Consider the following 22,214-nt stretch of genomic DNA (forward strand, 5'->3'; position numbering starts at 1 on the left):
ATGCCCGTGGATGACCTGTGGTACCTGAGGCAGCGTGGCCCGGACAAGCGGCGGCTTCCCTCGAAGCGGCACGGCCGGGGCAAGCGCTGGCGGGTGCGATACGAGGATGCGAGCGGGGAGTCTCGGGAGCGGCTGTTTGAGCGCAAGGAAGACGCCAACGCTTTCGACCTCGAATGCCGTTCGGGCGTCGCTGCGGAGGTGAAGGCCAAGCGGGAGATGGACCGGCTCACCTTCGCTGAGTACGCCCAGCGGTGGAAGGAGTCGCGGGAAGCGGGATGGAGCGTCGAGACGCGGCGACGTGTACCACAGAACCTCCGGAAGCGCCTTCTACCGACGTTCGGGGATCAGGCCATTCGGTCTATCAACCTGACCGACGTGATGGCCTGGCTCGGTGGGCTGCTCGTGGAAGGCGTCGCGAAGTCGTCCATTGGCCTGTACTTCGGAGTTCTGAAGACCATCCTGAACGCTGCCGTCACTGACAAGGTGCTCTCCGAGAATCCCTGTGACGGCGTCAACCTGTCGCAGCTTCTGCGCGGGGTGTCACGGGCACCCAAGTGGGTACCTGATGAGGGTCAGGTGCTCCGGCTCATCGATGTCGTCCCCCGGCGTTTCCGTGCCGCGATGTGGCTGGGCGCTGGCGAGGGCTTGCGCATCGGGGAAGTGCTGGGCATGGAAGAAGGCTCGCGCTGCCTGGACGTTGCTCGTGGTGAGCTGCACGTGGTTCAGCAGTTGCGGCGCTCCACGGAGCATTTTGACGGCTTCTACCTCGCACCGCCTAAGAGTGGATCGGCGGGGACAGTCGATCTGGATGCCGTCGTGGCCGATGAACTGGCAGCACACGTCAAAGAGGTCGGCGCGGTCGAGTTCGCGCTTCCGGACATCACTGGTGCGCGGCGGCTGACTCGTCCGGCGGCTCTGCTGTTCACGACCTCGGGCGGGAAGCTGATCAATGACCGGTACTGGTCTGAGCTGTGGGAGGGCTGGCGGTCAGCTGCGGGCTGGCCCAAGGAAGGGACGTTCCACTCCCTGCGTCACTTCTTCGCAACGACCTTGATGAGCAACGGCGTCGAGCCCCAGGAGGTGCAGAGGGCTCTACGGCACGCCAACCTGCGGACCACGCTTGAGAAGTACGTGCATTGGCTTCCGAAGAAGGACCGCCGGCGTGGTCTCGTGGGGCAGATCCTCCGGCCCACGGAGGGCGGTCAGACACCATCCTCGGCGGGTCAAGATCCGCACTAGGTTGTGCCCTGCTTGTGCCGAATGATCTTTGCTGGGCGTTTTCCCAGCTCAAACCCGGTCGACACCAGCCAATCCGGGATTGCACGCACTAATCCGGGGTCCCTCGTGAAGCTTTTTTCGACTGTGCAACGATGGCCGTTTTCGCCGTGGTTGATCACTGGTGTCGTCCGGTGAACCCGGGCGGGTCGGCCGGGAACGGGGCGACCGGGGACGGGCCGGTCGAGCGACGGGGTGGCCTGCGCTCCCGGCGCGGCGTGCGGTACGAAGACAGACGTGACTGCTGCTGCCCCGACGCCACCGCCCGCGGAGACCCCGCAGCCGGAACTGAGTCCCGACTGCCTCTCCGACGCGCTCTGCAAGAACGTCTACGAGCTGACCGGCTCCACCTGGTTCGCCGAGGGCAGCTACTGGATCCTGCTCAAGCCGTTGCGGATCGTGCTGATCGTCCTGCTCGCCGCCGCCGCCCGGTTCCTGCTGCAGCGGGCGATCAGACGACTGGTCCGGAGCACCACGGACGCGTCGGTGCCGACCCTGCTGAAGCCGTTGCGGGAGCGGATCCCCACCGCCGCCACCGAACCCGGGGAGTTCGTGCCCGAGCGACGCCGGCAGCGGGCCGAGGCGATCGGGTCGGTGTTGAGCAGCCTGGTCACCGCGTTCGTCTTCGGCATCGCCCTGCTGATGATCCTCCGGGAGTTCAGCTTCGACCTGGCACCTCTGCTGGCCAGCGCCGGCATCGTCGGCGTGGCCCTGGGCTTCGGCGCGCAGAGCCTGGTCAAGGACCTGATCGCCGGGTTGTTCATGCTGCTGGAGGACCAGTACGGCGTGGGTGACACGGTGGACGTGGGCGAGGCGACCGGCGTGGTCGAGTCGGTTGGCCTGCGGGTCACCACGGTCCGGGACGCCCGTGGGGTGCTCTGGTACATCCGCAACGGCGAGATCATCCGGGTCGGCAACAAGAGCCAGGGGTGGGCCCTGGTCGTGGTCGACCTGCCGATCGGTTTCGCCAGCACCGAGGAGGCGACGGCGGTGCTGCGGACCGCCGCGGCGTCGGTGGCGCTCGACCCGGACCTGGCCCCGCAGATCGTGGAGCCGCCGGAGGTCCTCGGCGTGGAGCAGGTGACCATCGACGGTGCGGTGATCCGTACGGTGGTCAAGACGAGCGCGGACGGGCAGTTCGCGGTCGGTCGGGAGTTGCGCCGCCGGCTGGCCGAGTCGTTGGAGAACTCGGGCATCACCGCCAAGATCGCTGCGGCCCGCTTCTACCCCGGTATCCCCACGGCCGGGCCGACCGCCCCCGTCTGACCTGCGGCTCGTTCCGGTCGACCGGCCAACGTCGAGGGGCCGACCACGCCAGGGGTCGCGATCCGCCCGGCCCCTCGGGTATCGTCCGTTCGTTCAGTCGGAGATGCGACGATCAATCCGTTCACCCTAGCCAGCCTTCAGACGATCGGGCAGAATCCGGGAACGAGCTCCTCCGGAGCGTGATCACGTCCTCGCTGCTCCGTAGATCTGACGACGATTCCCGGCCCGACCACCACGAGTGGCACCGTCGGGGACGATGGAGGCCACGGTGTCCGACGAGCGACCCCTCCACGAAGGTCCGGCCACCTTCGGTGAAGTGTTCGCCCAGCGCGAGTACCGGGCGGTCCTGACGGCCACCACCCTCTCCTGGATCGGCGACTACATCGCGAAGGCGGCGGTGACCGTCCTGGTCTACCGGGAGACCGACTCGGTGGCCCTGTCGGCGGCGGCGTTCGCGGTGAGCTACCTGCCGTGGCTGATCGGTGGCCCGCTGCTGTCCACCGTGGCCGACCGGTGCCGCTACCGGTCCGTGATGGTCAACTCCGACCTGTTCCGGATGGTGCTGGTCGCGCTGGTCGCCGTGCCGAACCTGCCGGTGTGGGCGATCCTCGGTCTCCTCTTCGCCACCACGCTGGCCAACCCGCCGAGCCAGGCCGCGCGCTCCGCGCTCATGCCGGTGATCCTCAGCGGCGACCGGCTGGTGGTCGGCCTCTCCCTGAACAGCAGCGTCGGCCAGGCCGCCCAGGTGACCGGCTACCTGGTGGGCGCCGCCATCGCCACGGCCAGCCCCACCGCCGCGCTGCTGGTCAACGCAGCCAGTTTCGGCGTGTCCGCGCTGATCGTGCGGTTCGGGATCAGCGACCACCCCAGGGTGGTCAGCGGCGAGCCACGCGCGTCCCTGCTGCGGGAGACCGGGGCGGGCTTCCGGATGGTCTTCGGCACCCCGGTGCTGCGGTCGATCGCCGTGCTGGTGTTCAGCTCGATGCTCTTCTCCATCGTCCCCGAGGGACTGGCCGGGGCCTGGGCCGGCGAGCGCTCGGGCGAGGGTGTGGACGCCGCCGCCTCCCAGGCCGTGATCATGGCCGCCGCTCCGGTCGGGTTCATCCTCGGCGGTCTGATCATCGGGCGAGCCGTGCGGCCCGCCCGCCGGGTGGCCCTGATCCGCCCGTTCGCCGTGCTGGCCCCCCTGGTGCTGGTGCCGGCCCTGCTCGACCCGCCGCCGGGCGTGGTGGCGGTGCTCGTCGCGGTCTGCGGCTTCTCGGTCGCCGGGTTGCTGCCGGTCGCCAACGGGCTCTTCGTCCGGGCCCTGCCCGACGGGTACCGCGCCCGGGCGTTCGGCGTGATGGCGACCGGCATGCAGGTGATCCAGGGCTTCGCGGTGATCGTCACCGGGCTGCTCGCCGAGCGGTTCTCCATTCCCGGGGTGGTCGGCCTGTGGAGCGCGGCCGGCGTGATCCTGATGCTCGTGGTGGTGGCCCGCTGGCCGAGCGCCGCCGCCTTCGACGCCGCCATCGCCGCGGCGAAGGTGCCCGGCGCGCGGCCCCACGTCGAGTCGTCGCCGTCGGCGCCTGCCGACACCCCCGTCGCGGCGACGGGTCGCGGTGCCGTCCCGACCGCCGAGGAGTCCCGTGACGAGAGCCCGGTGACCGGACGGCGGGCAGCCGCCGGCGGCACCGCCACGCTGTGATCCGACCGCGTACCGCCCGGTGACGGGAACGGCGTACCGCCCCCTGTGACGGAGCCCGCACCGCAGCGCGGGCGGCCGTACCCGCCGGGTCCGGCGACACCTGGCAGGATGGAACGGTGAGTGCCGCAGGTGACGCCGACCGGGACCAGATGACCCTCTTCGAGGCGGTCGGGGGTGAGCCGACCTTCCGCCGGCTGGTCGACGAGTTCTACGCCGGGATCGCCGACGATCCGCTGCTGCGCCCGATGTATCCGGAGGAGGACCTCGCTCCGGCCGCGGACCGGATGACGCTCTTCCTGATGCAGTACTGGGGCGGGCCGAACACCTACTCCGCCCAGCGCGGGCACCCGCGACTGCGGATGCGGCACGCCCCGTTCCGGATCGGGCCCGCCGAGCGGGACGCCTGGCTGCGGCACATGCGCCGGGCGGTCGACTCCCTGGACCTGCCACCGGACGTCGCCACGGTGCTCTGGGACTACCTGGAGCGGGCGGCGTACTTCATGGTCAACGTGATGGAGGACCCGGCCGCGCGCTGATCCGACCCTGGGCCGCTCCGGGCGGGCTCGGAGGGCTCCGGGCTCGGAGGGCTCGGAAACCGGGCAGCTCGGGCACGAGGCAGCCCCGGGCGGAGATTCGGCAGAACGACGTCGGCGGCCGGTCGGGGATCCCGACCGGCGTCGCCGACGACGTCGTCGCCTCAGAGCAGAGCGCCCTCGTCGTGCAGCCAGTCGACGAAGTTCGTCGCGACCGCCGCACCGCAGTCGAGCAGCTCGACCAGGAGCGCGTCGTGCGTGCCCGCCCCGAGCGGCACCTGAAGCTCAGCGTAGATCGGCAGCTGCCCACGCTCGGTCGGGTCACCGATGTACGCCTTGCAGAACCGCCGCGTGTGGTTCCACTCGTTGACCACCCGGTAGGCCCGGTCGGCCCAGTCCGGCGGCACGGTCGCGTGTGGACGGGCCCGCATGACCAGGATCTCGTCCTCCGGCCCCTCCAGCGTGACCAGCACCGCGTGCCGTTCCCACATGGCCAGCAGGTTGCCGTCGCCGTCCGCCAGGTAGCGGACGTCCAACAGGTCGAGCGCGTCGCAGACCCGGCCGAGGGTCACCGGGGTGACGGCGGCCGACATCTCCTGGCGTGCCGACCGGTCGGCCGCGGCGGCGAGACAGTCGTCCCCCGGCTCGCGTGGCGCCGGTGGTCCGACCCGGACACTGCCCTCCACTGTGATCCCACTCCGACTGTCCGGCTCGCCACCACTGGCGTGGCCGGGGCGCCATGACCACCACGGCATCACTCGCGCACCTCACTCCCCAGCGGATCCGGACGCCTACCGTGCGTTGGATCCGAGGATGGACGGTACCCGGACAGCCGGCTTGAGGCATCCCCCCAACGCCAGCCCCGGGACAGAAGAAGGAATAGGGGTCATCCGTTCGGATGATCACCCTGTGGCTTTATGGCAAGGTCTGCCACCTTCTGCGACCAAACCACTCCGTATGGCGCTACCAGTCCGGTCCAACGGTTGGCCAGGCGCACCTGCACCCCCGCCGCGACGGTGGCACCGGCCGGCCCGAGGAAGCCCATCCGGACCACCCCCTGGACCAGTCGCTGGCTCACCTCGACCCGCTCCCCCGCCGCGCCGGTGACCACCACCGCGACGTGGTCCAGCAGGGCGTCCCGGACCGCGCGCTGGCCGACCGCCCGGCCGGCCACGCCGTGCGTCGCGGCGGCGCGCAGGGTGCCGGCCGCCGCGTCGGCCAACCGGCGCAGCTCACCGGCGGGGATGGTCTCCACCACCCGGCCGGCGGCCGACGGCAGCGGCCAGCGCCACTGCGCGTCCCGCCGCACCGGCAGGTCCGTCCCGTCCCGGCCCAGTTCGGCCAGGAGGTCGGCGGCGGCGACCGTCGCGTCACCCGGTCCCGGGCCGGCGACCGTCCGGCAGACCAGCACCCCCCAGGGCAACCGGGCCCAGAGCGCCGTCGGGCCGGACCGGCCGACCGGCCGGAGCCGGACCATCGCCGCCGGGTCGAACCGGACCAGCCGGGCCAGGAACGCGCCCGCGTCGGCGACGCCGGCCAGCCCGTGGCCGACCGGCGGGGCGGACGCCGGTGTGCCGGTCACGCCGGCTCCCGTACCGGCGGCAGCGCGTAGTTCTCCAGGAAGGTCCGCTCGGAGTCGGTGAGCCGACGCAGCCGCTTCTCCGCCAGGTCGTACGGGACCAGCACCGACCGGGCCCGGCTGGCCAGCACGTCACCGTCGTACAGCTCGTACGCGATGGTGAAGGCGGCCCGACGGATCTCCTCCACCCAGAGCTCGATCCGGACGGTCGGGGCCGCGTCCGCGGTGGCCCGGCCGAGCGCGTAGTCGACCGGGCGGACGTAGTCGATCTCGTGCCGGGCGATGACCACGCCCTCGGCGAACGAGCCGACCCCCCACGCCCGGCCGCCGGCGAACATCAACGCCACCCGGGCCTCCTCGTAGAGGGTGAGGAAGCGGGCGTTGTTGACGTGGCCGTACGCGTCCAGGTCGGACCAGCGCAGCGTGCAGTGGTAGACGAACCGGTCGCTCATGCTCAGTCGCGGGTGAGCTTGCGGTAGGTGATCCGGTGCGGACGGGCCGCCTCGGCGCCGAGCCGGTCGATCTTGTTCTTCTCGTACGACTCGAAGTTGCCCTCGAACCAGAACCACTTCGCCGGGTTCTCCTCGTCGCCCTCCCAGGCCAGGATGTGCGTGGCGACCCGGTCCAGGAACATCCGGTCGTGGGAGATGACCACGGCGCAGCCGGGGAACTCCAGCAGCGCGTTCTCCAGGCTGGAGAGGGTCTCCACGTCCAGGTCGTTGGTCGGCTCGTCGAGCAGGATCACGTTGCCGCCGATCTTGAGGGTCAGCGCCAGGTTGAGCCGGTTGCGCTCGCCGCCGGAGAGCACCTTGGTCGGCTTCTGCTGGTCCGGTCCCTTGAAGCCGAACGCGGCGATGTACGCCCGGGACGGCATCTCGACCTTGCCCACCATGAGGTGGTCCAGCCCGTCGGAGACGACCTCCCAGACGGTCTTGTCGCCGGCGAGGCCCTGCCGGTTCTGGTCGACGTACGACAGGGAGACGGTCTCGCCGACCCGGACCCCGCCGTCGGTCGGCTCCTCCAGCCCGACGATCGTCTTGAACAGCGTGGTCTTGCCGACGCCGTTCGGACCGATGATGCCGACGATGCCGTTGCGCGGCAGCGAGAAGGAGAGGTTGTCGATCAGGATCCGGTCGCCGAAGCCCTTGGTCAGCTTGTTCGCCTCGATGACCGTGTTGCCCAGGCGCGGGCCCGGCGGGATCTGGATCTCCTCGAAGTCCAGCTTCCGGGTCTTCTCCGCCTCGGCGGCCATCTCGTCGTACCGGTCGAGCCGGGCCTTGGACTTGGTCTGCCGGGCCTTGGCGTTCGAGCGGACCCACTCCAACTCGTCGGCGAGCCGCTTCTTCATCTTGGCGTCCCGGCGACCCTCGACGGAGAGCCGGGCGGCCTTCTTCTCCAGGTAGGTGGAGTAGTTGCCCTCGTAGCCGACGGCCCGGCCCCGGTCCAGCTCCAGGATCCAGCCGGCCACGTTGTCGAGGAAGTACCGGTCGTGGGTGATCGCCAGGACGGTGCCGGCGTACTTGGCGAGGTGCTGCTCCAGCCACTGCACGCTCTCCGCGTCCAGGTGGTTGGTGGGCTCGTCGAGCAGCAGCAGGTCGGGGGCCTCCAGCAGCAGCTTGCAGAGCGCCACCCGGCGGCGCTCACCACCGGAGAGCTGGGTGACGTCGGCGTCCGGCGGCGGGCAGCGCAGCGCGTCCATCGCCAGTTCGAGCTTGGAGTCGATGTCCCACGCGTCGGCGTGGTCCAGCTCCTCCTGGAGCTTGCCCATCTCCTCCATCAGCTCGTCCGAGTAGTCGGTGGCCATCTGCTCGGCGATCTTGTTGAACCGGTCGAGCTTCGCCTTGGTCTCGGCGACCGCCTCCTCGACGTTGCCGAGCACGGTCTTGGCGTCGTTGAGCGGGGGCTCCTGGGCGAGCAGACCGACGGTGAAGCCGGGCATCAGCCGGGCCTCCCCGTTGCTCGGCCGGTCCAGCCCAGCCATGATCTTGAGAAGGCTGGACTTGCCCGCGCCGTTCGGGCCGACCACACCGATCTTGGCACCCGGCAGGAAGCTCAGCGTCACGTTGTCGAGCACGACCTTGTCGCCGTGCGCCTTGCGCGCCTTTTCCAGGACGTAGATGTACTGGGCCACGGTGCGGGCTACCTCCGTACGTTGCGATTGGGAGCCGGCGAGCGAAGGGCGGATCGGCCCGCCCGCGTGCCGCCGGCCGTCGGCCGGGCACACACACGCCATCCTCAATCCTGACAGGTTCGCCGTGCTCCGCCCACATCACCCCGCCCCTACCGGCACACGCCACCCGCCCAGGTCGCCGCGACGGCGTCAAGGAGACGTCAGGCAGATCACGTCCAGGTTCGGTGGTCGTCGACCGGGGAAGTAACTGCCGCACGGGGCCCCAGACACCGCAGATACGCTCAGTACGCTCGTGCGGTGGACCCGTCGTTTACCGGAGGTGGCCGATCGTGACCGTCCGTAGCTCCTTTGTCGTTGTGGCGAACCGTCTACCGGTCGACGAGGTGAGCACTCCGGAGGGACGGCAGTGGCGCCGCAGTCCGGGCGGACTCGTCACCGCGCTCCACCCGGTCCTCGCCGAGCACCAGGGCACCTGGGTCGGCTGGGCGGGTGGCACCGGCGCCGCTCCCGAGCCGTTCGACCTGGAGGGCATCCGACTGCACCCGGTGCCGTTGAGCGCCGAGGAGCTGGAGCGCTACTACGAGGGGCAGTCCAACGCCACGATCTGGCCGCTGTATCACGACGCCGTGGAGACCCCGGCGTACAAGCGGCGCTGGCGGGACGCGTACCGGCTGGTCAACGCCCGGTTCGCGGAGGCCGCGGCGGACGTGGCGGCCGAGGGCGCGACGGTCTGGGTGCAGGACTACCAGCTCCAGCTGGTCCCGGCGATGCTCCGTGAGCTCCGTCCCGACCTCAAGATCGGCTTCTTCCTGCACATCCCGTTCCCGCCGATCGAGCTGTTCATGCAGATGCCGCTGCGCGCCGAGGTGCTGCGCGGCCTGCTCGGCGCGGACCTGGTCGGCTTCCAGCAGCGGCTGGCCGCGCAGAACTTCGTCCGGCTGGCCCGGCATCTGCTCGGGCTGCGCTACGAGGGGCAGATGATCCAGGTCGACGGACGCCAGGTCAAGGCGGGCGCGTTCCCGATCTCCATCGATGTCAGGGAGATGGAGCGGCTCGCCGCCGACCCGGCCATCCAGGCGCGCGCCAAGCAGATCCGGGAGGAGCTGGGCAACCCGAAGACGATCATCCTGGGCGTGGACCGGCTGGACTACACCAAGGGCATCGAGCTGCGCCTCAAGGCCTTCCGGGAACTGCTTTCTGACGGAAAGCTGACAGTTCCGGACGCCGTCATGGTGCAGGTGGCCACCCCGAGCCGGGAACGTGTCGAGCACTACCAGGCGCTGAGAGTGAAGGTCGAGCGCGAGGTCGGCCGGATCAACGGCGAGTATGGGAGAGTCGGCGTGCCGGCGGTCCACTACCTCCACCAGTCGTACTCTCGCAGTGAGCTCGCCGCAATGTATGTTGCGGCGGACGTGATGATGGTGACCCCGCTGCGAGACGGAATGAATTTGGTGGCCAAGGAGTACGTGGCATCGCGCGCCGACCAGGGCGGCGCGCTCGTGCTCAGTGAGTTCGCCGGTGCTGCGACGGAGCTGCGCCAGGCTTTTCTGTGTAACCCGCACGACCCGGAAGCGGTCAAGGAAGCCCTGCTGAAGGCGGTGCACGTGGAGCGGACGGAGGCCCGCCGCCGCATGCGAATCATGCAACGACACCTGCGGACCCACGACGTGGGTCACTGGGCGAAGTCGTTCCTCAGTGAACTCGGCACACCCGGCGTGGAGGCTGCGTGAACACGAGCGTCACCGAGCCCGCACAGACCCACGGGGTCATCGACCCCGAACTGCGGGCGGCGATCGGCCGGATCGCCCGGGTCCCCCAGCTTCTGGTCGCCTGCGACTACGACGGCACACTCGCTCCGATCGTCGAGGATCCGAGCAAGGCGGTGCCGCTGCACGAGTCGGTTGCCGCCGTCCGGGCGCTCGCCGCGCTGCCGCAGACCAGTGTCGCGGTGGTCTCCGGGCGCGCGCTGCGTGACCTGGCCGCCCTGTCCCGGCTGCCCAGCGAGGTCCACCTCGTCGGCAGTCACGGCTCCGAGTTCGACATCGGCTTCGTCGAGCGGCTCAGCCCCGAGCTGATCGCCGTCCGCACCCGGCTCCGCAACGAGCTGCGCGAGATCGCCGCCGCCCACCCGGGCGTCCGGCTGGAGCGCAAGCCGGCCAGCGTCGCGGTGCACACCCGGGGGGTGCCGCCGCAGATCGCGGCCGGCGCCGTCGAGGCGGTCCGCAGCGGTCCGGCCACCTGGGACGGGGTCACGGTCACCCAGGGCAAGGAGGTCATCGAGCTGTCGGTGGTCGCCACCCACAAGGGCACCGCCGTCGACCAGCTCCGCACCCAGCTCTCCGCGAGCGCGGTGCTCTTCATCGGCGACGACGTCACCGACGAGAACGCCTTCGGCAACCTGCACGGGCCGGACGTCGGCATCAAGATCGGCCCGGGTGACACGAAGGCCCACTTCCGGGTCGCCGAGCCGATCGAGGCCGCCCGGGCGTTGGCGCTGCTGCTGGAGACCCGGCGGCACTGGCTGTTCGGCGAGCGGGCCGTGCCGATCGAGCGGCACTCGATGCTCGCGAACGGGCGGACCGTCGCGCTGCTCACCCCGGAAGCCAAGATCACCTGGCTCTGCCACCCCAAGCCGGACTCGGCGGCCATCTTCGCCGACCTGGTCGGCGGCAGCCCCGCCGGGCACTTCAGTGTCGCCCCCGAGCGGGGCGGCATCCCGCTGGGTCAGCGGTACCGCAACGGCACCATGACGGTGGAGACCCGCTGGTCCGGACTGACCGTGACCGACTGGCTCGACCGGCCGTCCAGCGACGACGTGCCGAGCGGGTCGACGGTCGTCTCCGGCGACTCGACGCTGATCCGGGTGCTCACCGGCTCCGGCCGGGTCAAGCTGGAGTTCGCCCCCCGGCCGGAGTTCGGTCAGGTGGCGGTGCAGCTCCAGCCGCTCGGTGACGGGCTGCTGGTGCTCGGCTCCAACGAGCCGGTGTCGCTCTACTCCCCCGGCGTGCAGTGGCAGGTGACCAACGACGGCGGGTACGAGACCGCCAAGGCGGTGGTGGACCTCTCCGCCGCCGGTGGACAGGTCACCTGCGAGCTGCGCTTCGGCACGCACAGCCTGGAGCACCACCGGCTCCCGGTGCACGAGCGGCAGGCCACCGCCGAGCAGCCGTGGAAGGAGTGGGTGTCGTCGCTGCGCCTGCCGCAGACCGCCCGTGACCTGGTCGCCCGCAGCGCGCTGACGCTGCGCGGGCTCTGCCACGAGGCGACCGGCTCGATCCTCGCGGCGGCGACCACCTCGCTCCCCGAGGAGTTGGGCGGCGTCCGGAACTGGGACTACCGGTACTGCTGGCTCCGGGACGCGGCGATGACCGCGCGGGTGCTGGTCGACCTCGGCTCGCTGGAGGAGGCCGAGGCGCTGCTGCGCTGGGTGGACGGCTGCGTCGAGCGCACCGGCGGACACCCGGAGCGGCTGCACCCGCTCTACACCGTCGACGGGTACGAGCTGGGCGCCGAGGCGGTCATCGACACCCTCCCCGGCTACGCCGGCTCCCGGCCGGTCCGGGTCGGCAACCTCGCCAACCACCAGCTCCAGCTGGACGTGTTCGGCCCGATCGCCGACCTCATCGCCGGCGTGGCCGACGCCCGGGGCTCGGTGCGCGAGACCGAGTGGCGGGTGCTGGAGAACATGGTCGAGGCGGTCCGCCGCCGCTGGCACGAGCCCGACCACGGCATCTGGGAGGCCCGTCTCCCCCCGCGCCACCACATCTTCTCCAAGGTGATGTGCTGGATGACCGTCGACCGGGCGCTGCACGTGGTCCGGCGACACGGCGACGGCGACCGGCCGGAGTGGGTGGAGCTGCGCGACCGGATCGGCGCGAACGTGCTGGAGCACGGCTGGCACGAGGGCGTCGAGGCGTACAGCGTGGCGTACGGGGACGAGGACATGGACGCCTCGTCGCTCTGGATCGGCCTGTCCGGGCTGCTCCCCGGCGACGACCCGCGTTTCCTCTCCACGGTCCTGAAGATCGAGGCGGACCTGCGCAGCGGACCGGTGGTCTACCGGTACCACTGGGACGACGGTCTGCCGGGCCGGGAGGGCGGCTTCCACATCTGCACCGCGTGGCTGATCGAGGCGTACCTGCGCACCGGTCGGCGCACCGATGCGGAGGAGCTGTTCACCCAGATGGTCGACACGGCGGGGCCGACCGGCCTGCTCCCCGAGCAGTACGACCCGCTCGCCGAACGCGGGCTGGGCAACCACCCGCAGGCGTACAGCCACCTCGGGCTGATCCGTTGCGCCCTGCTGCTGGACAACATGCTCAAGGTCTGACCTGACACGGCCGGCGGCGGCAGGAGACCTCGGTCTCCTGCCGCCGCCGTCGTTCGTGTCCCGCCCCGAGATCGACTCCGTGCCGGCGGAACGGCGGTGTCGTAGGGCTCCGACACCGCCATTCCGCCGGAACCGCGCCCCGGGCCGAGGCGGCCGGGGCCGGGCCGGGGGTCAGGGGTGGGGCAGGGCGGCGACGACGTCGCCCAGGACCACCACGGCGGGGGGACGCAGGCCGGCCGCCTCCGCGTCCGCCGCCACCCCGGCCAGGGTGGAGCGGATCGCGCGCTGGGCGGCGGTGGTGCCCTCCTGGACCACGGCCGCCGGGGTCGCCGGATCGCGACCGTGGGCGAGCAGGGTGGCGGTGATCGCCGCCAGGTTCTTCAACCCCATCAGAATCACCAGGGTGCCGCGCAGCGCGGCGAGCGCCGCCCAGTTCACCCGGGAGTCCGGGTGGTCCGGGGCGAGATGCCCGGAGACCACGGTGAACTCGTGCGCCACGCCCCGGTGGGTGACCGGGATACCGGCCAACGCCGGAACCGCGATCGAGCTGGTCACCCCGGGCACCACGGTCACCGGCACCCCGGCCGCCGCGCAGGCGAGCAACTCCTCGCCGCCCCGACCGAAGACGTACGGGTCGCCGCCCTTGAGCCGGACCACGAACGCGCCGGCCGTCGCCCGCTCCACCAGGATCCGGTTGATCTCCTCCTGGGCCCGGGACGGCCCGTACGGGATCTTCGAGGCGTCGACCAGCTCGACGTCGGGGTGCAGTTCGTCGAGGAGCAGCCCGGGCACCAGCCGGTCGGCGACCACCACGTCGGCCTCGGCGAGCAGCCGCCAGCCCCGCAGAGTGATCAGCTCCGGGTCGCCCGGCCCCGCCCCGACCAGGGCCACCTGCCCGACCCGCCGCCGCTTCCCCGTCCCCGCCTCCGGTCGCAGCGGGCTGTCCGGGCCGTCCAGCAGGTCACGGACGGCGTCCCGGGTCGCCCGGGACCGGTGCGGGTCGCCACCGCCGAGCACGGCGACGGTGACCGGACCGTGCCGGGTCACCGCAGGGGTCCAGGCGCTGGCGGCGAACCGGTCGTCGGCGCGTACGCAGAAGATCCGGCGTTCGGCCGCGACGGCGCTGACCGCTGCGGCGGCGGTCCGGTCGTCCACGGCCACGTGGACCAGCCACGCCCCGTTCAGGTCCGCCGGGACGAAGCGACGCGGCTCCCAGTGCAGCCGCCCGGCGTCGACGTGCGCGCGCAGCGCCGGGGTGAGTTCCGGGGAGACCAGCAGGACGTCCGCGCCGGCATCCAGCAGCGCCGGCACCCGGCGGGTGGCCACCGTGCCGCCGCCCACCACGACCACCCGCCGGCCGGCCAGCCGCAACCCCAGCGGGTACGGGTTCACGCTCACGCCGCCGCCTCGCTCCGCTCCCCGGCGGCGCGAGACGCCCCGCTACCGAGCCTGATGGTTCGCTCGCACCGCTCGCTCACGTCGCCGCCCCGCTCCGCTCCCCGGCAGCGCGAGACGCCCCGCTACCGAGCCCGATGGTTCGCTCGCACCGCTCGCTCACGTCGCCGCCCCGCTCCGCTCCCCGGCAGCGCGAGACGCCCCGCCACCGAGCCCGATGGTTCGCTCGCACCGCTCGCTCACGTCGCCGCCCCGTCCGCTCACTTCTCGGCCACTCCCGCCGAGTCGAAGGTGGCCACCTCGTGCAGCACCCGGGCCGCCCCGGTCACCACCGGCAGGGCGAGCAGCGCGCCGGTGCCCTCACCGAGGCGCAGCCCCAGGTCGACCAGGGGGTCGAGGCCGAGATGGCGCAGGGCGACGGTGGCACCCGGCTCGGCGGACCGGTGCCCGGCGATCATCGCGCCCACCGCATCCGGCGCGAACCGGGCGGCGGCGAGCGCGGCGGAGACCGCGATCACGCCGTCCAGCAGCACCGGGACCCGGCGGGCGGCGGCGGCCAGGATCAGCCCGGCCAGCGCGGCGTGCTCCAGACCACCGACGGTGGCGAGCACCCCGAGCGGGTCGGCCGGGTCGGGCCGGTGCCGCTCCAGCGCCCGCCGCACCACGTCCACCTTCCGCCGGTACGTCTCGTCGTCCACCCCGGTGCCCCGGCCGGTCACCTCGGCCGGGTCGGTGCCGGTGAAGGCGGCCACCAGGGCGGCCGACGGGGTGGTGTTGGCGATCCCCATGTCCCCGGTGAGCAGGATGCCGGCCCCCGCCTCGATCAGGTCGTCGGCGACCCGGATCCCGGTCTCCACCGCCGCCCGCGCCTCGTCCCGGGTGAGCGCGGCGGTGACCGCCAGGTCGCGGGTGCCGGGGCGGACGTTCGCCGCCACCAGCCGCGGGGCTTCGGCCGCGTCGGCGACGGCGACCGGCGGCAGCGGGGTGGCCACGCCGACGTCGACCACGGTGACCGAGGCGCCGGCCTGGCGGGCGAAGGCGTTGACCACCGCCCCGCCGGCCAGGAAGTTGCCGATCATCTGCGCGGTGACCTCCTGCGGCCAGGGGGTCACCCCCTGGGCGTGGACGCCGTGGTCCCCGGCGAAGATCGCCACCGCGGCCGGTTCGGGCAGCGGCGGCGGGCAGGCGCCGGCCAGGCCGGCGAGGCGTACCGAGAGCTCCTCCAGGGCGCCGAGGGAGCCGGCCGGCTTGGTCAGCCGCGCCTGGAGATCCCGGGCAGCGGCCATGGCCGTGTGGTCGAGCGGGCCGATCGCCGCGATGGTGGTTGTCAACATGACGCCTCCAGGATTTCCGCCAGTACCTCGGTGAACGCGTCGGTGGTCGCCGGGTCGCGGACCGCCACGCGCAGCCAGTCCGGGCCCAGCCCGGGGAACGTGTCGCCCCGGCGTACCGCCCAGCCCCGGTCGCGCAGGGCGAGCCGGATCCGGTCCGCGCCGGGAACCTCCAGCAGCACGAACGCGCTGGCCGGACGACCCGCGACGCGTACCCCGGTCAGGGTGGCGAGGCGGGCCAGCAGGTGGTCGCGGTCGACGGCGAGGCGCGCGGCGATGGCGCGTTCGGCGGCGACCGCCTCCGGGGTCGCGCAGGCGGTCGCGGCGGCCAGCGCCGGGGTGGAGACCGCCCAGAGCGGCTGGACCCGGGCGAGGCGGGCCAGCAGGTCGGCCGTGCCGAGCAGGTAGCCGATCCGCAGCCCGGCCAGCCCCCAGGTCTTGGTGAGGCTGCGCAGCACCAGCAGTCCGGGCAGGTCGCGCCGGTCGGCGAGCGACTCCGGTTCGCCCGGCACCCCGGGCGCGGCGGTGGTGTCGGCGAACGCTTCGTCCACCACCAGGACCCGGCCGGGGCGGGCCAGCGCGGCGATCGTCGCGGCCGGGTGCAGCACGGAGGTCGGGTTGGTGGGATTGCCGATCATGACCAGGTCGGCGTCGGCGGGCACCCGGGCCGGATCGAGCCGGAACCCGTCGGCCGCGTCGAGCAGCACCCGCTCCACCCGGTGCCCGGCGGCGGCGAGGGCGGCCTCCGGCTCGGTGAACTGCGGGTGCACCACCACCGGTCGGCGTATCCCGCGCAGGGCCTGCGCGATCAGCACGAAACCCTCGGCGGCCCCGGCGGTGAGCAGCACCTCCGCCGGGGGACGGCGGTGGCGGGCGGCGACCGCCGCGCGGGCCGGGGCCGGGTCGGGGTAGCGGGCGAGGTCCACCAGGGTGGCGGCCAGCGGCTCGGCCAGCCAGGGCGGCATCGGGGCCTGACGGACGTTGACCGCGAGGTCGAGCAGACCCTCGCCGACCTCGACGTCACCGTGGTGACCGAGGTCGGGTTCCGGCATGACGCCCGGGGGCGCTCCGATCGGCTGACCACGCATGCCCGCGATCCTGCCGGGAAGCCGGCGCGCGGGACAGCGGATCGGGGCGTGGGGCGCGTCACCACCTTCGGACGGCAGTCCGGTGACGTCCGCGTCCCTCGTAAGGATTATGAATATGACTCATCTCTTAACGGGATATGTCATAGCTTGACGGCGTGAGCTACCGACCCCTTTCTTCCCTCGGTCACTGTGTCCCTCTTCTCCGCGCCGGGCTGATCGCCGGGATCATCCTGGCCGCCGTGGCGTATCCGATCGTGGCCGCCGCCGGCATCGGCGCCAAGGTCGGCGCCGAGTTCTCCGAACACCGGGCCGACCTGCTCCGTGCCTCGCTGCCCGCCGAGACCTCCTACGTCTACGCCGCCGACGGCAAGACCGTGCTGACCATGTTCTACGAGGAGTACCGGCAGTACACGAAGCTCAAGGACATCGCGCCGAGCATGCAGCAGGCCATGGTCGCCGCCGAGGACTCCCGCTTCTACCAGCACCGGGGCGTGGACCCGAAGGGCGTGGTCCGGGCCTTCGTGGCCAACTCGCAGTCCGGCGGGGTCTCCCAGGGCGCTTCGACGATCACCATGCAGTACGTCCGGATGGCCCTGCGGGACAGCGCCACCACACCGCAGGAGGTGCAGGAGGCGACCGCCCAGACCAGCATCCGCAAGATCAGGGAGATGCGGCTCGCCCTGGACGTGGAGAAGCAGATGTCGAAGGAGGACATCCTGGAGCGCTACCTGAACTCGGCCTACTTCGGGCACCGGGCGTACGGCATCTACGCCGCCGCGCAGATCTTCTTCTCGAAGAAGCCGAAGGACCTGACCCCGGTCGAGTCCGCCACGCTGGCCGGCCTGGTCAAGTCCCCGTCCGAGTACGACCCGGTCACCTCCGACCAGCAGGAGGCCGTCGGCCGCCGCAACTACGTGCTGGAGCGGATGGGCCAGCTCGGCTACCTCTCGCCGGAGGCCGCCGCACAGGCCAGCACCGAGCCGCTGCGGATCGACCAGAGCGACCCGCGCAACGACTGCGCCTCGATCCCGCAGCAGCACAACAGCCTCGGCTTCGCCTGCGACTACCTGAAGAACTGGTGGAGCTCCCAGTCCGCCTTCGGCGAGAACCGGCTGGAACGCATCGACGAACTACGCCGGGGTGGCTACCGGATCGTGCTCAGCATCGACCCGAAGATCCAGGAGGCCGCGGAGAAGAACATCGACGCCGAGGGCAGCACCGGCAGCCCGTTCGCGCACGGGCTGGTCGTCACCGAGCCGGGCACCGGCCGGGTGAAGGCGATGGCGGTGAACCGGAAGTACTCCCTGGACACCAGCGAGAACCCGCCGACCTCCAACCCGGAGGCCGACCCGAAGGTCAAGGCCAACTACCCGAACACGGTCGCCCCGCTGCTCGGCGGCGGCACCCTCCCCGGCTACCAGGCCGGCTCGACGTTCAAGATGTTCCCGATGCTCGCCGCGCTGGACGCCGGGATGCCGCTGTCCACCTCGTTCAACGCCCCGCACCGGTACCGTTCCGAGGTCTACAACGGCTGGTCCCCGTCGAACGCGAGCGGAGCGATGAGCGGGACGCAGACCATGTGGTCCGGCTTCGGCAAGTCGGTCAACACGTACTTCGTCTGGTTGGAGGAGAAGGTCGGCGCGGACCGGGCGGTCCGGCTCGCCGAGCAGCTCGGACTGCGCTGGCGTACCGACGTCGACCGGGACCACGCGTCGCCGGAGAAGGCGAAGACGTGGGGCGCGTTCACGCTCGGCGTCTCCGACGCGACGCCGCTGGAGCTGGCCAACGCGTACGGGGCGATCGCCGCCGACGGCCGGTACTGCGAGGCGATCCCGGTGCTCTCGATCACCAACCGGGACGGCACCCCGGCGACCTACCGGACCGCGGGCGGGTTGGAACGCGAGGTGGCCAAGCCGCGCTGCCGGCAGGTGGTGGACGCCGGCGCGGCCCAGGCCGCCACCGACGCGGCCCGCTGCCCGACCGGCGACACACCGGCCCGGGGAGGCTGCGGGGGCTGGTCCACCGCCGACAGCGTCCGGGGCACGGTCGGTCGCCCGGTGGCCGGCAAGACCGGTACCACCGACAGCACCCGGTCCGCCTGGTTCGTCGGCTACACCCCGGAACTGGCGGCGGCGAGCTTCATCTCCGACCCGGACAACCCGTTCAACGCGGTCGGCGACGGTCAGTCCCAGAGACCGATCGACGCGGTCGCCGGGACCCTCCGGGACGCTCTCAAGGGCCAGCCCAGCCGCGACTTCACCCCGCCTCCCGACCGCATGGTCGGGTGACCCCGCCCGACGCCGGGGGTGGTGGTCTCAGTGAAGGTCGGCCGTGACGAAGGACCAGAGTTCCAGGTCGACGCGGTTGCCCCGGACATAGCCGGCGTTGCGCAGCAGCCCCTCGTAGCTGAACCCGGCCTTCTCCGCCACCCGTCGGGACGCCACGTTGCCCGGGGCCACCCGCAACTCGACCCGCTGGAAGCCGTGCTCCATGATCAGCGCGATGGCCAGCGCGAGGACGGCCTCCGCCGCCAGGCCGTAGCCCCGCGCCTCCGGCGCCATCGCGTACGAGACCTCGGTGAGCCGGGCACCCCAGTCGGTCCGTTTGGTCCAGAGGCAGCCGACCACCCGGGCGTCCTCCCGGCGCACCACCGCGAAGTGGTCGCCGTCGCCGCTGTCCCGCCGTTGCCGGGCCAGGTCCGTGCACCAGGCCAGCCCGTCGATCTGTCCCGACTCGTCGGCCAGCGGCAGCCAGCGCTGGGTCAACCGGTCCGCGAAGATCCCCGAGACCGGGTCGGCGTCCCGCGCGCTGTGCCGGCGTACCTCGGTGCGCGGGGTGGAGACGGTCAGATCCGGGAAGCGGCGCACCGCCACCTGCCCGATCACGCCGGGACCTCCGGCGTGCGACCGCCCCGGGCCTGGGCGACGGCCACCGGCCCGGCGGGTCCGGGGCTGGTCGGCACCGGCGCACGCCGGGTGGCTGCCACGGCGGCGGCGACCAGCCGGGAGGCGACGTCCGGCGCGCCGGCCCAGTGCAGGGCGAGCTGTGAGGCGTACCCGCCGGACCAGACGTACCCCTCGGGCGGCCCGCCCGGCCAGCTCCAGGCCGGTCGTTCCCCGGCCCGGGGCGTGAGCACCGCCCGGTGCTGCTTGTAGCCGTGGCGTACCGCGCCCCGGGGTGCCACCAGGCTCTCCGTCGCGGCGGTCGCCTCCCGGTAGCCGAGCACCATGCCCTCGTGGGTCGTCCCGGTCGCGTCGAGCACCCCGCACATCGGTCGGCCGTCCAGCTCCCGGGCCAGCCAGAGCAGACCCGCCCCCTCGGCGAGCACCGGGCGCCCGGCCCGGGCCAGTTCCGCCACCGCCGCGCGGAGCGGGCCGTTGGCGGAGAGCTGCTCCGCGTACGCCTCGGGAAGCCCCGACCCGACGACCAGCGCGGCGGTGCCCGCCGGCAGGGCCTCGTCGCGGAACGGGTCCACCGGGACCACCTCGGCCCCGGCGGCGGCGAGCAGCTCACCGGTCTCGGCGTACCCGTAGCCGCCGCGCGCGGTGCCGGCGAGCGCGACCACCGGACGGTCGGGCCGGGCCACGGCCGTCGGCGCGGCGGGTGACCAGGGCTCGACGGCCAGCGGCGGCGCGGAGCGGGCCAGCCGGAGCAGGCCGTCCAGGTCGAGCCGGTCGGCGATGCCCTCCCCCAGCCGCCGCACCGCCCGGGTCACCTCCGGATCGCCGGCCAGCGCCGGCACCATGCCGTACGACCGGGCGGGGAACATCGGCGGCAGGTCCCCCGGGCGCAGCGACCCGAAGACCGGTACGCCGATGTCGTCGAGCGCCTCGCGCAGCAGCCCCTCGTGGCGGGGCGAGGCGACCCGGTTGAGGATCACCCCGCCCAGCCAGAGCAGCTCGTCGAACGAGCGGAAGCCGTGCACCAGCGCGGCCAGCGACTGCCCCATCGTCGACACGTCGACCACCAGCACCACCGGACTGCGCAGCGCGGTGGCGACCGCGGCGGTGGACTCGACCTCGGACGGGCCGGCGACGCTGTCGTAGAGGCCCATCGTGCCCTGCACCAGGGCCAGCTTCGCCCCGGCCGCCCCGTGCGCGAAGAGCGGGGCGACGCGTTCCGGCCCGACCAGCCGCGGATCGAGGTTGCGGCCGGGTCGTCCGTCGGCGGCGACCCCGAGGTAGGCGGCGTCGGCGTGGTCCGGCCCCACCTTGAACCCGGCGACGTCCAGGCCCCGTTTCCGGAAGGCGGCGACCAGGCCGATCGAGACGGCGTTCTTGCCGTGCCCGGACGAGGGCGCGGCGACCACGAGACGTGGCACGACGCTCATTGATCGATCCTCCGTGGCGGCGGTACGCGGCGAACGCGCACGGTCGGTGGCGGCGCGTGGGCGGTCGTGCCACGGTGACCCGGACGCCGCCCGATGGTTCGTCCGCGTGACGATACCCAACCACCCCGCCGAATCGCGGTAACCGACCCGCCACGCACCGACGGGATCACCCGACGGCGGCACGGGTCCGCTGCCCGTCCGGCGCTGGGTCCGGTGCCGGTTCGGTTCTTGGGGCCGCTGCCGGTCCGGTTCTTGGTCCGGTGCCGGTCCGGTTCCCGGGTCGGTGCCGGTCCGGCGCTCCCCCGGTCCGTCCGGCACCGGTCCCGGGCAGTGACCGCCGGTCGGGCGAGTAGCCTCGGGGCGTGTACCGGTTCCTCCTGACGCCCCGCTGGCTGGGCTATCTCGTGCTGGCGCTGGTCGCCGCCGCGGCGATGGTGCAGCTCGGCAACTGGCAGCTCGACCGATACCAGGGCCGTTCGGCGATCAACGAGCGCATCGACGCGACCGCGCGGATGACGCCGGTGCCGCTGGGCGACGTGCTCGCGGCCCCGACCGGGGCGTCCGGCACGGCCGGAGCCGCGCCGGACGCGGAGGACGTCTGGACCCGGGTCACCGTCACCGGGCGGTACGACGCGGCCAACTCGGTCTGGATCCGGGGGCGGAGCGTCGAACGCCAGGTCGGCTTCGAGCTGGTCACCCCGCTGCTACTGGCCGACGGCTCGGCCGTCCTGGTGGACCGGGGCTGGGTGCCGCCCACCCCCGGCGGGGACGCGACCGCGCGGCCCGAGCTGCCGGCGACGCCGGGTGGGGAGGTGACCGTGGTCGGCCGGGTCCGGCTCAGCGAGAGCGGGGCGGGCGCCGTCGAGCGGCGTGACGGCCGGTTGGAGACCCGCCGGATCGGCGTCGCCCAGCTCGCCCGGGAACTGCCCTACCCGGTCCACGGGGCGTACGTGCTGCTCGACGGGCAGACCCCGGAGGCCGAACCGGTCTTCCAGGCGGTGCCGGTGCGGCACGAGAACAACTGGCAGAACCTCGGCTACGTGGTGCAGTGGTGGCTCTTCGCCGCGATGACGCTGGTCGCGTACGGCTGGGTGGCCCGTCGTGAGGCGCACGGACGGGCTGGCATCCGCCGTCCCTCGGGTGACCGGGTCGACGAGGCCACCGGAGACGGGGCCGAGGAACCCTCGGTTGACCGGGTCGGGGAGCCCACCGGCGACCGGGTCGAGGAACCCACCCGGACCGGCCCGGTCTGACGGGTCGGCCCCGCCC

17 protein-coding genes are annotated in these 22,214 nt (G+C 72.6%); 8 read left to right on the forward strand and 9 right to left on the reverse strand.

Annotated elements, in window-relative coordinates; genetic code table 11:
• The 4 genes from QSK20_RS22580 to QSK20_RS22595 all read left to right on the forward strand — a co-directional run bounded on the left by QSK20_RS22580 (position 1) and on the right by QSK20_RS22595 (position 4,764).
• Positions 1-1,239 (forward strand): tyrosine-type recombinase/integrase, encoded by a 1,239-nt coding sequence (locus tag QSK20_RS22580; protein ID WP_285790593.1) that lies wholly within the window; start codon positions 1-3, stop codon positions 1,237-1,239.
• Positions 1,240-1,563: 324 nt separating this feature from the next.
• The gene (locus QSK20_RS22585; RefSeq protein WP_285790713.1) at positions 1,564-2,541 is read left to right on the forward strand and encodes a mechanosensitive ion channel family protein; all 978 of its coding nucleotides are present in this window, start codon (positions 1,564-1,566) and stop codon (positions 2,539-2,541) included.
• Positions 2,542-2,797: 256 nt separating this feature from the next.
• Complete coding sequence (locus tag QSK20_RS22590; RefSeq protein ID WP_285790594.1) at positions 2,798-4,228, forward strand: MFS transporter; 1,431 nt, start codon at positions 2,798-2,800, stop codon at positions 4,226-4,228.
• Positions 4,229-4,377: 149 nt separating this feature from the next.
• Positions 4,378-4,764: a globin gene (locus tag QSK20_RS22595; protein ID WP_285790714.1), complete on the forward strand. Its 387-nt coding sequence runs from the start codon at positions 4,378-4,380 to the stop codon at positions 4,762-4,764.
• Positions 4,765-4,925: 161 nt separating this feature from the next.
• Here the strand turns inward: QSK20_RS22595 and QSK20_RS22600 are convergent, their stop codons facing one another.
• The 4 genes from QSK20_RS22600 to ettA form a co-directional block, all read right to left on the reverse strand.
• Complete coding sequence (locus QSK20_RS22600; protein ID WP_285790595.1) at positions 4,926-5,516, reverse strand: type III secretion system chaperone family protein; 591 nt, start codon at positions 5,514-5,516, stop codon at positions 4,926-4,928.
• A gap of 131 nt (positions 5,517-5,647) precedes the next feature.
• Complete coding sequence (locus tag QSK20_RS22605; RefSeq protein ID WP_285790596.1) at positions 5,648-6,343, reverse strand: DUF8185 domain-containing protein; 696 nt, start codon at positions 6,341-6,343, stop codon at positions 5,648-5,650.
• Complete coding sequence (locus QSK20_RS22610) at positions 6,340-6,792, reverse strand: acyl-CoA thioesterase (RefSeq protein WP_285790597.1); 453 nt, start codon at positions 6,790-6,792, stop codon at positions 6,340-6,342. The genes QSK20_RS22605 and QSK20_RS22610 overlap by 4 nt, the downstream gene beginning before the upstream one ends.
• Before the next feature lie 2 nt (positions 6,793-6,794).
• Positions 6,795-8,471 carry an energy-dependent translational throttle protein EttA gene (gene ettA / locus QSK20_RS22615; RefSeq protein WP_285790598.1) on the reverse strand — a complete coding sequence of 559 codons (1,677 nt, stop codon included), beginning with the start codon at positions 8,469-8,471 and terminating at the stop codon, positions 6,795-6,797.
• Positions 8,472-8,800: 329 nt separating this feature from the next.
• On the opposite strand from ettA, the gene QSK20_RS22620 reads away from it, so the two are divergent.
• Both QSK20_RS22620 and otsB read left to right on the forward strand, forming a co-directional pair.
• Positions 8,801-10,201: an alpha,alpha-trehalose-phosphate synthase (UDP-forming) gene (locus tag QSK20_RS22620; protein ID WP_285790599.1), complete on the forward strand. Its 1,401-nt coding sequence runs from the start codon at positions 8,801-8,803 to the stop codon at positions 10,199-10,201.
• The gene (gene otsB / locus QSK20_RS22625) at positions 10,198-12,801 is read left to right on the forward strand and encodes a trehalose-phosphatase (protein ID WP_285790600.1); all 2,604 of its coding nucleotides are present in this window, start codon (positions 10,198-10,200) and stop codon (positions 12,799-12,801) included. The genes QSK20_RS22620 and otsB overlap by 4 nt, the downstream gene beginning before the upstream one ends.
• Positions 12,802-12,972: 171 nt before the next feature.
• Here otsB and cobA read toward each other — a convergent pair whose 3' ends face one another.
• From cobA to cobC, 3 genes are all read right to left on the reverse strand, one after another.
• Entirely contained in the window at positions 12,973-14,199 is a 1,227-nt protein-coding gene (cobA, locus tag QSK20_RS22630; protein ID WP_285790601.1) for a uroporphyrinogen-III C-methyltransferase, read from the reverse strand.
• A gap of 257 nt (positions 14,200-14,456) precedes the next feature.
• Positions 14,457-15,530 carry a nicotinate-nucleotide--dimethylbenzimidazole phosphoribosyltransferase gene (gene cobT / locus QSK20_RS22635; protein ID WP_285790602.1) on the reverse strand — a complete coding sequence of 358 codons (1,074 nt, stop codon included), beginning with the start codon at positions 15,528-15,530 and terminating at the stop codon, positions 14,457-14,459.
• Positions 15,524-16,615 carry an Rv2231c family histidinol phosphate aminotransferase CobC gene (gene cobC / locus QSK20_RS22640; protein WP_285790603.1) on the reverse strand — a complete coding sequence of 364 codons (1,092 nt, stop codon included), beginning with the start codon at positions 16,613-16,615 and terminating at the stop codon, positions 15,524-15,526. The genes cobT and cobC overlap by 7 nt, the downstream gene beginning before the upstream one ends.
• A gap of 155 nt (positions 16,616-16,770) precedes the next feature.
• On the opposite strand from cobC, the gene QSK20_RS22645 reads away from it, so the two are divergent.
• On the forward strand, positions 16,771-18,903 hold the full coding sequence (locus QSK20_RS22645; RefSeq protein ID WP_285790604.1) for a transglycosylase domain-containing protein: 2,133 nt from the start codon (positions 16,771-16,773) through the stop codon (positions 18,901-18,903).
• Positions 18,904-18,930: 27 nt separating this feature from the next.
• Here the strand turns inward: QSK20_RS22645 and QSK20_RS22650 are convergent, their stop codons facing one another.
• A complete protein-coding gene (locus QSK20_RS22650; RefSeq protein ID WP_285790605.1) occupies positions 18,931-19,500 on the reverse strand; it encodes a GNAT family N-acetyltransferase in 570 nt (189 codons plus the stop codon).
• Positions 19,497-20,945, reverse strand: a complete 1,449-nt coding sequence (locus tag QSK20_RS22655; protein ID WP_285790606.1) for a cobyrinic acid a,c-diamide synthase CobB — start codon at positions 20,943-20,945, stop codon at positions 19,497-19,499. The genes QSK20_RS22650 and QSK20_RS22655 overlap by 4 nt, the downstream gene beginning before the upstream one ends.
• A gap of 362 nt (positions 20,946-21,307) precedes the next feature.
• Between QSK20_RS22655 and QSK20_RS22660 the strand changes: the two genes are divergently transcribed.
• A complete protein-coding gene (locus tag QSK20_RS22660; RefSeq protein ID WP_285790607.1) occupies positions 21,308-22,198 on the forward strand; it encodes an SURF1 family cytochrome oxidase biogenesis protein in 891 nt (296 codons plus the stop codon).
• Positions 22,199-22,214: the final 16 nt, after the last annotated feature.

Origin of the sequence: Micromonospora sp. NBRC 101691 (assembly GCF_030269285.1) — a bacterium.
GTDB lineage: Bacteria > Actinomycetota > Actinomycetes > Mycobacteriales > Micromonosporaceae > Micromonospora > Micromonospora echinospora.